The sequence below is a fragment of the Nonomuraea sp. NPDC004580 genome, from assembly GCF_040609855.1.
GTDB classification, from domain to species: Bacteria; Actinomycetota; Actinomycetes; order Streptosporangiales; family Streptosporangiaceae; genus Nonomuraea; species Nonomuraea salmonea.
Window position 1 is genome coordinate 148,876 of record NZ_JBEXLH010000001.1, and the last position, 14,550, is coordinate 163,425.

12 protein-coding genes are annotated in these 14,550 nt (G+C 70.2%); 8 read left to right on the forward strand and 4 right to left on the reverse strand.

Features of this window, described 5'->3' with window-relative positions; translation table 11 throughout:
* Nucleotides 1-18: 18 nt before the first annotated feature.
* From ABZW11_RS00645 to ABZW11_RS00660, 4 genes are all read left to right on the forward strand, one after another.
* The gene (locus ABZW11_RS00645) at nt 19-783 is read left to right on the forward strand and encodes a hypothetical protein (RefSeq protein WP_355411116.1); all 765 of its coding nucleotides are present in this window, start codon (nt 19-21) and stop codon (nt 781-783) included.
* A gap of 76 nt (nt 784-859) precedes the next feature.
* Nucleotides 860-1,342 carry a hypothetical protein gene (locus ABZW11_RS00650; RefSeq protein WP_355412008.1) on the forward strand — a complete coding sequence of 161 codons (483 nt, stop codon included), beginning with the start codon at nt 860-862 and terminating at the stop codon, nt 1,340-1,342.
* Nucleotides 1,343-1,513: 171 nt separating this feature from the next.
* Nucleotides 1,514-4,174, forward strand: coding sequence for a cellulose binding domain-containing protein (locus ABZW11_RS00655; RefSeq protein WP_355411118.1), 2,661 nt, complete (start codon nt 1,514-1,516; stop codon nt 4,172-4,174).
* Between the two features lie 216 nt (nt 4,175-4,390).
* A complete protein-coding gene (locus tag ABZW11_RS00660) occupies nt 4,391-4,840 on the forward strand; it encodes a hypothetical protein (RefSeq protein WP_355411120.1) in 450 nt (149 codons plus the stop codon).
* 1 nt (nt 4,841) lies between these two features.
* Here the strand turns inward: ABZW11_RS00660 and ABZW11_RS00665 are convergent, their stop codons facing one another.
* Nucleotides 4,842-5,288 carry a MarR family transcriptional regulator gene (locus ABZW11_RS00665; RefSeq protein WP_355411122.1) on the reverse strand — a complete coding sequence of 149 codons (447 nt, stop codon included), beginning with the start codon at nt 5,286-5,288 and terminating at the stop codon, nt 4,842-4,844.
* 94 nt (nt 5,289-5,382) lie between these two features.
* Here ABZW11_RS00665 and ABZW11_RS00670 point away from each other — a divergent pair, with 94 nt between their 5' ends.
* A complete protein-coding gene (locus tag ABZW11_RS00670) occupies nt 5,383-5,562 on the forward strand; it encodes a hypothetical protein (protein ID WP_345396182.1) in 180 nt (59 codons plus the stop codon).
* A gap of 9 nt (nt 5,563-5,571) precedes the next feature.
* Here the strand turns inward: ABZW11_RS00670 and ABZW11_RS00675 are convergent, their stop codons facing one another.
* The 3 genes from ABZW11_RS00675 to ABZW11_RS00685 are packed head-to-tail and all read right to left on the reverse strand — an operon-like array spanning nt 5,572 to nt 9,124.
* Entirely contained in the window at nt 5,572-6,495 is a 924-nt protein-coding gene (locus ABZW11_RS00675; RefSeq protein ID WP_355411124.1) for a carbohydrate ABC transporter permease, read from the reverse strand.
* Complete coding sequence (locus ABZW11_RS00680; RefSeq protein ID WP_355411126.1) at nt 6,492-7,457, reverse strand: ABC transporter permease subunit; 966 nt, start codon at nt 7,455-7,457, stop codon at nt 6,492-6,494. The genes ABZW11_RS00675 and ABZW11_RS00680 overlap by 4 nt, the downstream gene beginning before the upstream one ends.
* Before the next feature lie 23 nt (nt 7,458-7,480).
* Nucleotides 7,481-9,124, reverse strand: coding sequence for an extracellular solute-binding protein (locus ABZW11_RS00685; protein ID WP_355411128.1), 1,644 nt, complete (start codon nt 9,122-9,124; stop codon nt 7,481-7,483).
* Between the two features lie 284 nt (nt 9,125-9,408).
* On the opposite strand from ABZW11_RS00685, the gene ABZW11_RS00690 reads away from it, so the two are divergent.
* The 3 genes from ABZW11_RS00690 (at nt 9,409) to ABZW11_RS00700 (ending at nt 14,503) form a co-directional block, all read left to right on the forward strand.
* Nucleotides 9,409-10,614, forward strand: a complete 1,206-nt coding sequence (locus ABZW11_RS00690; RefSeq protein ID WP_355411130.1) for an ROK family transcriptional regulator — start codon at nt 9,409-9,411, stop codon at nt 10,612-10,614.
* A gap of 98 nt (nt 10,615-10,712) precedes the next feature.
* Nucleotides 10,713-13,502 carry a glycoside hydrolase family 3 C-terminal domain-containing protein gene (locus ABZW11_RS00695; protein ID WP_355411132.1) on the forward strand — a complete coding sequence of 930 codons (2,790 nt, stop codon included), beginning with the start codon at nt 10,713-10,715 and terminating at the stop codon, nt 13,500-13,502.
* Nucleotides 13,499-14,503, forward strand: coding sequence for a LacI family DNA-binding transcriptional regulator (locus ABZW11_RS00700; RefSeq protein ID WP_355411134.1), 1,005 nt, complete (start codon nt 13,499-13,501; stop codon nt 14,501-14,503). Before ABZW11_RS00695 ends, ABZW11_RS00700 begins: the two co-directional genes overlap by 4 nt.
* Nucleotides 14,504-14,550: the final 47 nt, after the last annotated feature.

Sequence of the window (14,550 nt, forward strand, 5' to 3'; positions counted from 1 at the left end):
CCGAAGGAAGGAAACTCCATGCGGAAGATCGCAGTAGCCGCCGTGGCGGCCATGAGCGTGTCCATGAGCGTGTCCATGGCCGCCACCCCCGCCCTGGCCGCCCCTGCGGACCCGGTCAAGGCACTCCAGAGGACGCTGAAGCCGGGCAAGGGCGTCAAGTTCCGCGACGCCACGGCCCTGGTGGGCGACTCCGGGACCACGACGTTCTTACGGCGCACCGGTAAGTGGCGGTTCGGCAAGAAGGGCATCGCGGCCTCCGATATCACCGCCCAGGTCAAGAAGTACTCGGGCGGCGTCTTCAACCGCCTGTACGCCGTGGACGGCGGCCGTACGATCTGGATCGGCGGGAAGAGCTGGACCACGCACCGGGTCGACGTGTTCAGCCCGGGCGACGGCACCTTCGCCAAGGAGCCCCTGGGCTCGACCGGCTCCTACACCGGCACCTACGGGCAGCTCGTGAACCCGGCGGAGCCGGCCACGCTGAAGGTCCTGCTCAAGGGCAGGAAGAAGGGCCGCACCTACTCCGGCAAGATCGGTTACGCCACGCTGCGGAAGGTGTCGCCGTGGTTCCGGGCGAGCATGCCCTTCGGCGGCGGGGCGGGGGACGCCGTGCTGACGTACGCGCTCACGCTCGGCCCCGACAACCTGCCGCGCAGGCTCGTCACCGCGCGCCAGGCCGTCGACAACGTGCCCACGGACGGCCGGTTCCAGATGGTGACCAGCTATACCGGGTGGGGGTCGCGGGTGAGCGTCGCGCCGCCTGCGAAGAGCCGGATCCGTTGAGGAGTTGCGTTCTGCTGGATAGTGCTGTTATCTAACAAGTAGTTAGTAGCACTATCCAATGGGGGCTCTCGTGACAATGATCGTTCTGCTGGTCGCCACGCTGGCGTTCCGGGGGCTCGGCGCGCTCGGCGTGGGCCGGTTCGGCACGTGGCGGGTGAGCGCGGCGCACGGGCTGGCCGTGATGCTGGTCATGACGGCGAGCGCGCACTTCGTCCCGGCAGGGGTGACCTTCATGCCCGACTACGGGGACATGGTGGCCATGGTGCCGCCGTTCGTGCCGTTCCCCGGGTTCGTGGTGTATCTGACCGGGGTGCTGGAGCTGGCCGGGGCGGCCGGGCTGGTGCTCGCCCGCTTCAGGCGGCCCGCGGGCATCTGCCTGGCGCTGCTGTTCGTCGGGCTGCTGCCGGCCAACATCTACGCGGCCATCGCCGGCGCCTCGATCGCCTCGCCCCTGGCCGAGCGCATCCCCGAGCAGGTGCTCTACATCGCGATCGCGCTGTGGGCGGCGCTTGATGCGCGCTCTGAACGGCCGGTGAACAGCGTTCCCGTCGCCAGTTAATTCGTCGTGCGTCCAAACTATTGACCGTCGGTGCGCGGGTGTGTGAGCCTTCTTGAAAGCTCATGCGCGAAGGCGCGGCGACGGTCAGGGTCTCGCATTCTGCTCGTGCATGGCGGTCATCGACGCCTTCGGGGCGCCCTCCAGCGGGCGCCAGGAAAGGAAGAGCCGCGCATGCGAAAAAGGCTCTTGGTCATGCTCACGGCCGCCGCCGTCCTGCTCGTGGCGGCCGTGGTGCGGATGTCCCCGGTCTCGGCCGTCGCCTCCGATCCGTACGCGTTCAAGAACGTACGGATCGACGGCGGCGGCTTCGTCCCCGGCATCGTCTTCAACCCGACGGAGCGCAACCTCATCTACGCCCGCACCGACATCGGCGGCGCGTACCGGTGGAGCCAGTCCACCAAGTCCTGGACCCCGCTGCTCGACTGGGTCGGCTGGGACAAGTGGGGCTACAACGGCGTGATCAGCCTGGCCACCGACCCCGTCCAGACCAGCCGCGTGTACGCCGCCGTCGGCATGTACACCAACAGCTGGGACCCCAACAACGGCGCCATCCTGCGCTCCACCGACAAGGGCGACACCTGGCAGGTCACGCCGCTGCCGTTCAAGCTGGGCGGCAACATGCCGGGCCGCGGCATGGGCGAGGCGCTGTCGGTCGACCCCAACGACAACCGCGTCCTGTACTTCGGTGCGCCCAACGGCAACGGCCTGTGGCGCAGCACCGACTACGGCGCCACCTGGTCGAAGGTGACGAGCTTCCCCAACGCCGGCAATTACGCCCAGGACCCGAACGACCCCAACGGCTACCTCAGCCACCGGCCCGGCGTCGTCTGGGTGACCTTCGACAAGCGCTCGTCCACCTCGGGCAGCGCCACCAGGACCATCTACGTCGGCGTCGCCGACAAGGAGAACACCGTCTACCGCACCACCGACGGCGGCGCCACCTGGTCGCGCCTGGCCGGGCAGCCGACCGGCTACATCGCCCACAAGGGCGTGCTCGACACGGTCAACGGCTACCTGTACATCGCCACCAGCGACACCGGCGGGCCATACGACGGGGGCAAGGGCGACGTGTGGCGTTACGCCACCGCCACCGGCGCCTGGACCCAGATCAGCCCCGTGCCGTCGTCCAGCTCCGACGACTACTTCGGCTACAGCGGCCTGACCATCGACCGGCGGAACCCAGGGACGATCATGGTCGCCACGCAGATCTCCTGGTGGCCTGACGTCATCTTCTTCCGCTCCACCGACTCCGGCGCCACCTGGACCCGGGTGTGGGACTGGACCTCCTACCCCGACCGCTCGTTCCGCTACACCATGAACATCTCCGAGAACCCCTGGCTGACCTTCGGCACCAACCCGCAGCCGCCCGAGGTCACGCCCAAGCTCGGCTGGATGACCGAGTCGCTGGAGATCGACCCGTTCGACTCCAACCGGATGATGTACGGCACCGGCGCCACCATCTACGGCACCGAGAACCTCACCCAGTGGGACTCCGGCGGCAAGTTCACGATCCGGCCCATGGCCAGGGGTCTGGAGGAGACCGCCGTCCTCGACCTGATCAGCCCGCCCAGCGGCGCCCCGCTGATCAGCGGCCTCGGCGACATCGCCGGCTTCCGGCACACCGACCTGGACGCCGTCCCGCCGATGATGTTCACCCAGCCGACCTTCACCTCCACGACCAGCCTCGACTACGCCGAGAAGGCGCCGTCGGTCATGGTCAGGGCCGGGAACTTCACCGACGCCGACCGCCCGAACGACAGCCACGTCGCCTTCTCCACCGACGGCGGCGCGAACTGGTTCCAGGGCACCGAGCCGGGCGGCGTCAACGAGGGCGGCACGGTCGCCGCGGCGGCCGACGGCTCCCGCTTCGTCTGGGCGCCCAAGGGCGTCACGCCCGTCTACTCCGTCGGGTACGGCAACTCCTGGCAGACCGCGTCCGGCCTGCCCACCGACGCGGTCGTGGAGTCCGACCGGGTCAACCCGATGACGTTCTACGGCCTCAGCGGCGGCCGCCTCTACCGCAGCACCAACGGCGGCGCCACCTTCACCGCCACCGCCGCCACCGGGCTGCCCACGACCGGCAAGTTCAAGGCCGTGCCCGGCGTCGAGGGCGACCTGTGGGTGGCCGGCGAGGGCGGCATCTGGCACTCCACCAACGGCGGAGCCTCCTTCACCAAGCTGTCCGGCGTCACGAAAGCGGTCAACGTCGGCTTCGGCAAGGCCGCGCCCGGGGCCGCCTATCAGGCGGTCTTCGCCGTCGCCACCATCGACGGCGTCACCGGCCTGTACCGCTCGGACGACGGCGGGTCGAGCTGGCTGCGCATCAACGACGACGAGCACCAGTGGGGCAACATGGGCGAGGCGCTGACCGGCGACCCGCGCGTGTACGGCCGGGTCTACCTGGGCACGAACGGCCGCGGCATCATCTACGGCGACCGCACCGGCCCTCCGATCACCGTCACGCCGACGGTCTCGGTCACGCCGACGGTCTCGGTCACGCCGACGGTCTCGGTCACCCCCACGGTCAGCCCGGAAACCGGCTGCACCGCCACCTACGAGCCCGGCAACTCCTGGCCGGGCGGCTTCCAGGCGAACGTCAGGATCAAGAACACCGGCACCAGCGCCATCTCGGGCTGGAAGGTCACCTGGACCTGGCCGGGCAGCCAGCAGATCACCAACTTGTGGGGCGGCACCCCCACCCAGTCAGGCACGTCCGTCACGGTGACCAACGCCGGCTACAACGGCGACGTCGGCCCGGGCGCAACCACGTCCTTCGGCTTCAACGCCACAGGCACCACCACCCAACCCACGGCGACCTGCACCCCGGCATAGGGAGTGCCCCTCCTGACCGGCTGGGGTCCTTGGGGAAAGAGGGGGGCGGGACCCGCTCGCCGGGCCCTCCCCTCCCGCTCGATTGAGGTTTCGGGACTGCTCTGAGCGGGGCTGTCCCCCTGAAGCGCCCCTCCTGGAGGGGCTGGTCCTCCTGTCTGGCTGGGGTGTTTCCGGGCAGGAGGGCCTTCTTTGCGGGGGATGGGTAGGTGGGGGTGCATGCGGACACTCGTCAAAGGGCTCATCGCCGGGGCGGCTGGGACCAGTGCGCTCAATCTCGTCACCTACCTCGACATGGCGGTCAGGGCGCGGCCGGCCAGTAGCACGCCGGCCGAGACCGTGGGGAGGCTGGCTGAGATGGGCGGGGTGGGGCTCGGGGAGAAGGAGCAGGCCGAGAACAGGAAGGAGGCGCTCGGGGCGTTGACGGGGTATGCCACCGGGGCCGGGGCGGCGGTCTGCTACGGGGTGCTCGCGTCCAGGCGGCGGGTTCCGTGGCCGGTCGGGGTGCTGGCGTTGACGGCGCTGGCCATGGTCGGGTCCAACGCGCCCATGACGGCGCTCGGGATCACGGATCCGCGTGAGTGGTCCGCGTCCTCCTGGGCGTCCGACGTCGTGCCGCACCTCGCGTACGGCGTGACGGCGTACATCGCGTACGAGCTGATGAAGTGAGTCAGGGGCGGGCGGCTTCGATCACGCGGCTCAGCACCGCGTGCAGGTCCTGGAGCTCGGACAGGCTCATCCCCAGACGCTCGACGATCGCGGGCGGAATCTTCTCGGCCTCGGCCCGCAGCCGCCGCCCCTCGGGAGTCAGGGTGACGACCAGGGAGCGCTCGTCCCTGGCGTTGCGCTCGCGGTTGACGTAACCGAGCGACTGGAGCCGCTTGAGCAGCGGCGACAGCGTCCCGGCGTCGAGCTGGAGCAGCTCGCCCAGCTCCTTGACCGACAGCGGCTCGTGCTGCCACAGCGCCAGCATGGCGAGATATTGCGGGTGGGTCAGGCCCATGGGCTGCAGCAGCGGCCGGTAGAGGGCGATGACGCTGCGGGAGGCGATGCTGAGGGCGAAGCACACCTGACGGTCCAGCGCGAGGAGATCTGTCGGCTCTGTCACAGGCTCCATGCGGTGGGACCTCCGGGGACGTCTGATAAATTACTTTGTGTACCAACTAATAGCCCACTAAGGATACCCCTCCGCCCCTGAAGGGACGTCACCCGTGTTCCACCGCAAGCCGATCGAGGAGCGCATCGCCGAGCGCCAGGCCAAGCTGCGCCCCTTGGAGGAGGGCAAACACTTCGAGCACGGCCCGGCGAAATTCGTGTTCGTGTCATTGATCACGATCGTGGTGCTCGTGCACTTCGGTGGCCTGGCCCTGGTCATGCACTTCTACTCCTGACCCGCGGGCTCAGCCCTTGACCGCGCCCACGATCACCCCCTTGGTGAAGTGGCGCTGCACCAGAGGGTAGAGGACGAGCGCGGGGATGACCGCGATGACCACGATGGCCATCTTGATGGCCAGGGTGGGCGGCGCGTCCCCCGTCACCCCCGCCGTGGCGGCCGGAAGGGGATTCGAGTCGACCACGTACTGCCGCAGGATGAGCGCGAGCGGCCACTTGCGGGTGTCGTCGATGTAGAGCATCGCGTTGAACCACGCGTTCCAATAGCCGACCGCGTAGAACATCGCCACCACCGCCGTGACCGCCTTCGACATGGGCAGCACGATCCTGAACAGGATGCGGAACTCACCGGCCCCGTCGATGCGGGCGCTGTCCAGGATCTCCTTCGGGATGTTCATGAAGAACGAGCGCAGCACCACCACGTTGAACGCCGACACGGCCGTCGGCAGGATCAGCGACCAGTAGCTGTCCTTCAGCCCGAGCCCGCTGACCATCAGATAGACCGGGATGATGCCCGGGAAGAAGACGAACATCAGCAGCACGCTGAACAGCAGCGGCCGGTGCAGGAACGAGCCGGGCCGCGACAGCGAGTACGCCCCCAGCACGCTCACCCCTGCGCTGATCAGCGTTCCGACGACGGTGACGCCGGTGCTGACGAGGATCGCCCGGCTGACCACCGTGTCGGAGAAGATCTGCCGGTACGCCTCGAACGTGATGCCGTCCGGCACCAGCACCAGCCCTCCGGCCGCGGTCACCGTGGCCGACGAGCTGAGGCTGGTGAGCACGATCGTGTAGAGCGGGCCGAGCACGGCCACCAGGATCAGCGTCACCAGCGTGCCCTTGCCGAGCTGCCCGACCGGTGACGGGCGTTCCTCCCAGGGGGCCAGCCGGGCCGGACGGCCCTTGCCGCGTGTGAACGTCGAAGCCGTCATGATCGCGAATACACCCCTCGTTCCCCCATGGCGTGCGCGACCCGGTTGGCCGCCAGGATCAGCAGCAGCCCCACCAGGCCCTTGAACAGCCCGGCCGCCGCCCCGTACCCGAGGTCCCCGGTACGCAGGCCCGACCAGTACACGAACGTGTCGAACACCTCGGACGCCTCGCTGCCGACCGCGCTGCGCTGCAGCATGAACTGCTCGAACCCGACATTCAGCGCGTCGCCCAGGCGCAGGATCAGCAGCAGCACGATCACCGGGCGCAGGCCGGGCAGCGTGATGTGCCACATGCGGCGCCAGCGGCGGGCGCCGTCCACGGCGGCGGCCTCGTACAGGTTGGGGTCGATGGTGCTGAGCGCGGCCAGGAAGATGATCGCGCCCCAGCCGGCGTCCTTCCAGATCGTCTGCGAGGTGATGAGCAGGATGAACGTGTCGGAGTTCGTCATCCAGTCCACCGCCTCGCGGCCGTTCTCCCGCAGGATCTGCGCGAGCAGGCCCGCGCCGCCGAACATCTGCTGGAAGATGGCGACGACCAGCACCCAGGAGAAGAAGAACGGCATGTAGACCACGCCCTGCACGAACGCCCGCAGCCGGGCCGAGACGATGCTGTTGAGCAGCAGCGCCAGCATGATCGGCACGGGGAAGTAGAAGACGAGCTGGAACGCCGTGATCGACAGGGTGTTGGTGATCGCGCGCAGGAACTGCGGGTCCTCGAAGAGCAGCGCGAAGTTGGTGAAACCGATGACGGGGCTGCCGAGGATGCCGTCGGTGTACGGGTTGTAGTCCTGGAACGCGATGACGTTGCCGAGCGCCGGGATCCACCAGAAGGCGACCACGACGAGCAGCATCGGCAGGTTCATCACCAGCAACGGCCAGTCCCTGCGCAGCTTGGCCCGCCACGACGGCTTGTACGCGGCGTGGGTGCCCGCGCCCGCGCCCGTGGTCCTGCCTGCGTCCATGTCCGCGCTTGTCCGTAGCGTCGTCACAGCCGCCCGTTCTCGCGCGCGACCTTCATGTAGAACTCGCGTGCCTCGTTGCCGCCCTGCTCCTGCCAGTCCTTGAGGATCTTCGGCCACTCGGAGATCGGCCGCTTGCCGCGGAAGATCTCCTGCATCTTGTCCTCGGTGGGCGTGACCAGCCCGGCCATCTTCGACGGCCGCTCCACCCTGATGCCCACGAACGGGTCGTCCTCCAGGATCGCGGCCGCCTTGGTCTGCCAGTCCCACATGGACTGCACGAGCCCGTCGTACTGGCTCATCGCGTTGGCGTTGGGCCGGCCGGACAGGAACAGGTAGGTCGGCGCGACCTCCTTGCGGCCGAGCGCGGTCTGCTTGACCTTGCCGTCCTCGACCGTGTAGTGCTTGCCCTCGACGCCGTTGTAGCACAGCTCGTACTCCTGGGTGCCGAACGGCCCCGAGGCCCAGTTCGACAGCGCGAGCAGCTCACGGGTGCGGGCGTCGCCGAGCCCCTTCTTGATGAAGATGAACATGCTGGCGGGCTCGTTGCGCCACATGATGAGCCGGCCGCCGGGCTTGGCCGGGTACGGGTCGACGATCTGCATGTCGAAGCCGGGGTTGTCGGCCTGGAAGCGGCCGAGCGCCTCGTGCCAGGCGCCGAGCCCGTCGCGGTAGATGACGATCTCGCCGCTGCCGAAGATGGCCTTGTTGTCGGCGTCCTTGTTGGCCACGACGTCGGGGTGCACGTGGCCGGCCTCGAAGAGCTTGGCGACGAACTCGATGTGGGCGGCCCACTCCTCGGTCTCGTACTTGTACTCCAGCGTGCCGTCGCTCTTCTTGCGCCACTCGCGCGGCACGCCGAAGGCCCGCTGGATCTCCTGCTCCATGCCGCCGCCGAACGCCCAGCGCTTGCCCTTGGCGTCGGTGATCGCCGCGCCGAGCGTGAGGAGGTCGTCGGCGCTCTTGGGGTGTTCGAGGCCGAGTTTCTTCATGATGTCCTGGCGGACGAAGGTGGCGAACGGGTACGGGTCGTTCTGCCACGGGATGCCCTGGAGCACGCCGCCGAAGACGCCGTACTGCCAGGCCGCGGTGTCGTAGTTGGCCAGCAGCGGGAACTCCTTGGCCTTGTCGCCGGCCAGGTAGGGGCCCAGGTCGGCGAAGAGCTTGTTGGCCGCCTCGGTGAAGCGGCCGATCTTGATCAGCTCCCATTCCGGGACCATCACCATCTCCGGCACGTCGCCGCTGGCCAGGACGGTGCTGAGCTTCTGCCCGTAGGTGTTGCCGTCGGAGATGTTGAAGCGGACGACGCCGCCGAGCCGCTTGTTGACCTCTTCGTAGTAGGAGTTGCTGCCGAGCCCCGGCGGCACCGTGCCCCACAGCGGCGTCATCGCGGTCACCTCCTTGCCGCTGGTCAGCGGCGGCGTGGTGACGGCCTGCACCATCTGGGCCGGCCGGGTCAGGAAGCCCGCCTGCACGAACTCGGAGGCGGGCAGATCGGGCTTCAGCCCGGGGATCTCGAACGGCACCCGCGTCGGCACCAGGCTCTTGAGCTTGTCGGCGGCCACGGCCGTGCCCTGGGGCGCCTGTCTCTTCTCGGCGCAGCCCGCCACCAGGACGCTTGCGCCGACCAGGCCGAGGAACGCGCGGCGGGTCGGGTCGGGTGTCGGCATGAGGGGGTCACTCCTCGGGATGGGATGGGATGGGATGGGCGCTGGGGCGCGGAACGCCGCTGCCCGCGGTGGACCGCGGAACGCGCCCCACCTACAATTAGTTGGTATTTCGACCAAACAAATTAGTAGAGTGTGACTGCAGCCACAAGGGATCGCGACGGTCACAGGTTGGTGCCGATGAGCAACCCGCATGACGGACCGCCGCAGCGGCGGGTCTCCGGTTGGTGGAGGAAGCCGGCGATGCGGCATGCTGGGATCACTTCTTGGCGGGAACGGGGCTGATATTGATCACTTCTACGACCGGCCCTCAGCCGGCCGACTTCGCCGACGTACGGGCCACCAACCTCGCGGTCGTGCTGCGCTTCGTCCGTGAGCACGCGCCGTGCTCGCGCGCCGACATCGCGGCCTCCACGGGGCTGAACAAGGCGACCGTCTCCAGCCTGGTCGCCGACCTCATCGACCGCCGGCTCGTGCGCGAGACCGGGCTGACCGAGAACCGCGTCGGCCGGCCGGCCACGATGCTCGTCCTCGACGGTTCGCCGTACGCGGCCATCGGGGTCGAGATCGGCGTCGACACCGTCTCGGCCGTCGCCACCGACCTCGCGGGCGGGCGGCTGCTGACCTGGCGGCGGGCGTTCTCGGGCGGCGACTCGGTCAGTCAGAGCGTGGCGGGCGTCGGCGCGATCGTCCGGCGCGTGGTCAACCGCATGGCCAAGGAGGAGCGCCAGGTGCTCGGCCTCGCCGTGGCCGTGCCCGGCCTGGTCGACGTGCAGGGCACCGTACGTCTCGCGCCCAACCTCGGCTGGCACGACGCCGACCTCGGCGGCGACCTTGCCAAGGCGCTGCGCGACCCCGGCTTCCCCATCCAGGTCGACAACGACGCCAACCTCGCGGCCCTGGCCGAGCAGCGCTTCGGCCCTTACGCGGGCGCCGCCGACCTGGTCTACCTCAGCGGCGGCGTCGGCGTGGGCGCCGGCATCATCCTCGACGGCCGGCTGCGCAGGGGCGGGCTCGGCTACAGCGGCGAGATCGGCCACGTGCAGCTCGACCCGGAAGGGCCCGTCTGCCACTGCGGGCGGCGCGGCTGCCTGGAGGCGGTGGCCGGCATCGGCGCGGTGCTGCGCAAAGACCTGTCGCCGGCCGAGACGCAGGCCGAGATCGAGGAGGTCGTCCGCCAGGCGCGCTCCGGCGACCCCGGCACGCTGGCCCGGCTCACCTCGGTCGGCACGGGTCTCGGCCAGGGCGTGGCGATCCTGGCCAACCTGCTCGACCCCGCGGTGGTGATCCTCGGCGGCTATTACGTCCCGCTGGCGCCGTGGGTGCTGCCCGCAGTCCACGACGAGCTGGGCAGGCGGGTGGTCGCTCCGGGAGCGCCCGAGGTCGTGGCCTCGACGCTGGGGCACGACGCGGCGGCGCTCGGGGGCGCGGCGCGGGTGCTCGACTCGATCGATTCGGGAAGATTGCCGGGAGGATTGGCGCGAATCCCTTGACCTTGGTCACATCGGCGTGCACCCTTCAGTCAATCCACTGAAATTTCCGCGTAACTTCCCCAGGCCGGTCGTCGAAGCGCTTCGACACTCTCAGAGGGATGATCATGCAAGAACCCCCCTTCCGCGACCCAGCGGCCCCCCTTCACGACCGGATCGGCGACGTGCTGCGCAGGCTCACCATCGAGGAGAAGCTGAGCCTGCTGCACCAGTACCAGGCGCCGGTGGAGCGGCTGGGGATCGGCCCCTTCCGTACGGGCACCGAGGCGCTGCACGGCCTGGCCTGGCTCGGCCCCGCCACCGTCTTCCCGCAGGCCATCGGGCTCGCCTCGACCTGGGACCCTGACCTGCTGCACCGGGTGGGCGCGGCGGCCGGCGACGAGGTGGTGGCCTGCCACCACAAGGACCCGGCGGGGGCGGGGCTCAACGTGTGGGCGCCGGTGGTCAACCTGCTGCGCGACCCGCGGTGGGGGCGGAACGAGGAGGGCTACTCCGAGGATCCGTGGCTGACCTCGGTCCTCGCCACGGCGTACGCGCGCGGACTTGGTGGGAGCGCTCCCGGCGAGGACGGGCCGCCCGCCGTGCTCAAGACCGCGCCCACGCTCAAGCACTTCCTCGCCTACAACAACGAGACCGACCGCTGCACCACCTCCAGCAACCTGCCGCCCAGGGTGCTGCACGAGTACGAGCTGCCCGCCTTCAAGCAGCCCATCGAGTCGGGCGCCGCGGTGGCCGTCATGCCGTCGTACAACCTGGTCAACGGGCGGCCCGCGCACCTCAGCCCGCTCATCGGGCAGGTGCTGCGCGCCTGGGCCCCCGGCGACCTGCTGCTGGTCAGCGACGCGTACGCGCCGGGCAACCTCACCGGGCTCCAGGGCTACCACGACACGCTGCCCGAGGCGTACGCGCACGCGGTCAAGGCCGGTCTCGACAGCTTCACCCAGGACGACGACCGCGCGGAGGCCACCCTCGGCCACCTGCGTGCCGCGCTCGGCCAGGGGCTGCTCACCGAGCAGGACATCGACCAGGCCGCCGGGCACGCGCTCGCCATCAGGTTCCGGCTGGGGGAGTTCGACCCGGCGACGCCGTACGACGACGTCACCGACTCCGTCGTCAACTGCCCCGAGCACCGGGCGCTGGCCAGGGAGGCGGCGCGGCGCTCGTTCGTGCTGCTGGAGAACGACGGGCTGCTGCCACTGCGCGACGTCCGCAAGGTCGCGGTGCTCGGGCAGCTCGGCGACACGCTGATGGAGGACTGGTACAGCGGCACGCTGCCGTACGCCGTCACCGCCCGCGCCGGGCTGGCCGAGCGCTGCGAGACCGTGTTCTGCGAGGCGGTGGACCGGGTGACGCTGACCGCCGAGTCCGGCCCGGTCGCCGCCGACCCGGCCGGCGGGCCGCTCAGCGTGGGAGCGCAGGAGGCGGGGCTGTTCGACGTCTTCGACTGGGGCGGCGGCGCGTACGCGCTGCGCTCCGTGACCACCGGCCGGTTCGTCTCGGTGGACGGCACCACCCTGGTCAACGACCAGCCTGGGCCTAACGGGTGGGAGGTGCGCCAGACGTTCCGCATGGAGGAGCGGCCGCGCGGCACGCTCGCCCTGCGCCACATCTCGACCGGCTGCTACGTGGGCGCCGCCGACGACGGCGTGCTGCGCCTGGTGGACGACGCCGACCAGGCCGTCTGGCTGGCCATGGACGTCGTCAGGAGCGGCACCGCCGAGGCCGCCAGGCTGGCCGCGGAGGCCGACGTGGCGATCGTGGTGGCCGGCGACCATCCGCTGGTCAACGGCAGGGAGACCGAGGACAGGCTGACGCTGGCGCTGGCCCCCGCGCAGGACGCCGTCGTACGCGCCGCGCGCGAGGCCAACCCGCGCACCGTGCTCGTCCTCACCAGCGGCTACCCGCTGACCTGGACCACCGGTGACCTGCCCGCCGTGCTTTGGTCGGCGCACGGTGGCCAGGAGTACGGCCACGCGCTGGCCGAGGTGCTGTTCGGCGACGCCGACCCCGAGGGCAGGCTGACCCAGACCTGGTACCGCTCCGAGCACGAGCTGCCCGACCTGCTCGACTACGACATCATCGCCTCCGACGCCACCTACCAGTACTTCCGGGGCGTCCCCCTGCACCCCTTCGGCCACGGGCTGAGCTACACCACGTTCGGCTACACCGGGCTGCGCGTCCGCCTCGACGGCGACGTGGTGCACGCCCAGGTGACGGTGACCAACACCGGGCCGCGGCCCGGCGTCGAGGTCGTGCAGTTCTACACCCACCAGCAGCGCTCCCGGGTCAAGCAGCCGCTGCGCCGGTTGCGCGGGTTCGAGAAGGTGCGGCTGGGGCCGGGCGAGAGCCGTACGGTCGAGCTGCGGCTGCCGGTCTCCGAGCTGGCGTTCTGGGACGTCACCAGGGGCAGGTTCGTCGTCGAGCGGGCACCGCACCGGCTCATGGTCGGCCGCAGCGCCACCGACCTGCGGCTGAGCGCGGGCTTCGAGGCCGAGGGCGAGGTCGTGCCGCCGCAGCGCGGGCCGCTGCGCGCAGCCTGCCACGACGAGTACGACGCGATCACGTTCGTGGACGCGAGCCGATCGGACGGCGACGCCGTGCGCTCCGACGCCGAGGGCGCCTGGATCCTGTTCCGCGAGGTCGACCTGACCGGCGTCACGACCTGCCTGGCCAGGGCGGGCAGCACCGAGGGCGGCATGATCACCGTACGGCTCGGCGACCCGCTGCACGGCCCCGCGCTGGCCGGCTTCCCCGTGCCCAGGACCGGCCGGTACGACCATCAGGCCATTCCGGTCTCCCTCGAAGGCGTGGACGGGGTGCACGATCTGTACGTGGTGTTCGAGGACGAGGGCGTGACGCTGACGGTGATCGAGTTCGGAGCCGGGGCTTGAGCGGGCGCACGGTCACCATCGCGGAGGTGGCCAAGCACGCCGGCGTGGCCGTGAGCACGGTGTCGTACGTGCTGAGCGGCAAGCGTACGATCTCGGCTGACACCCGGCGGCGGGTGCTCGACAGCGTTCAAGCCTTGGGCTACCACCCCAACGCCGGCGCCCGCGCGCTGGCCAGCAAGCGCTCCAACGTGATCGCGCTCGTGCTGCCGCTGCGGGCGGGCATGCACGTGCCGGTGCTGATGCGCTTCGCCAGCGCGGTCGTGACCGCGGCCCGCCGCTTCGACCACGACGTGCTGCTGCTGACCGCCGACGAGGGCACCGCGGGCATCCGCAGGGTGGCCGCCAGCGCGCTCGTGGACGCGCTCGTCCTGATGGACGTCGAGCTGGACGACCTGCGGGTGCCGCTGCTGCGCGAGCTGCCCGAGCCGAGCGTGCTCATCGGCTTTCCCGCCGAGCCCGCCGGGCTGACCTGCGTCGACCTCGACTTCCGCGCCGCCGGCGCGCGCTGTGTCCAGCACCTGGCCGAGCGCGGGCACGAGGAGATCGCGCTGCTCGGCGCCCCCTCGGTCGTCTACGACCGCGGCACCGGCTTCGCCACCCGCACTCGCGAGGGCTTCGTCGAGGCGTTGGGCACGCACGGCATCGAGGGCGTCGCGCTGCCCTGCGAGGAGACGTTCGACGAGGTGTACGAGACCGTCCGCGACCTGCTGCTCGACCACCCCGGCCTGTCCGGGCTCGTCGTGCACAACGAGTCGGCGGTGGGCCACGTGCTGGCCGCGCTGCGCCAGCTCGGCCGCCGGGTGCCGGACGACGTGGCGGTGGTGGCGATCTGCCCCGACGACGTGGCCGAGCGGGCGAGCCCGCCGCTGACCTCCGTGCTGATCCCGGCCGAGGAGGTGGGCAGGGAGGCGGTCAGGCTGGTGATGGACAAGCTGGAGGGCCGCGTGGCGCCCGACTCGACGCTGCTGCCGCCGCAGCTGGCCGTACGCGCGAGCAGCTGAGGTAAACACCCGCGCGCCTCAATATTTGCGGTGAGTAATCACCCGTA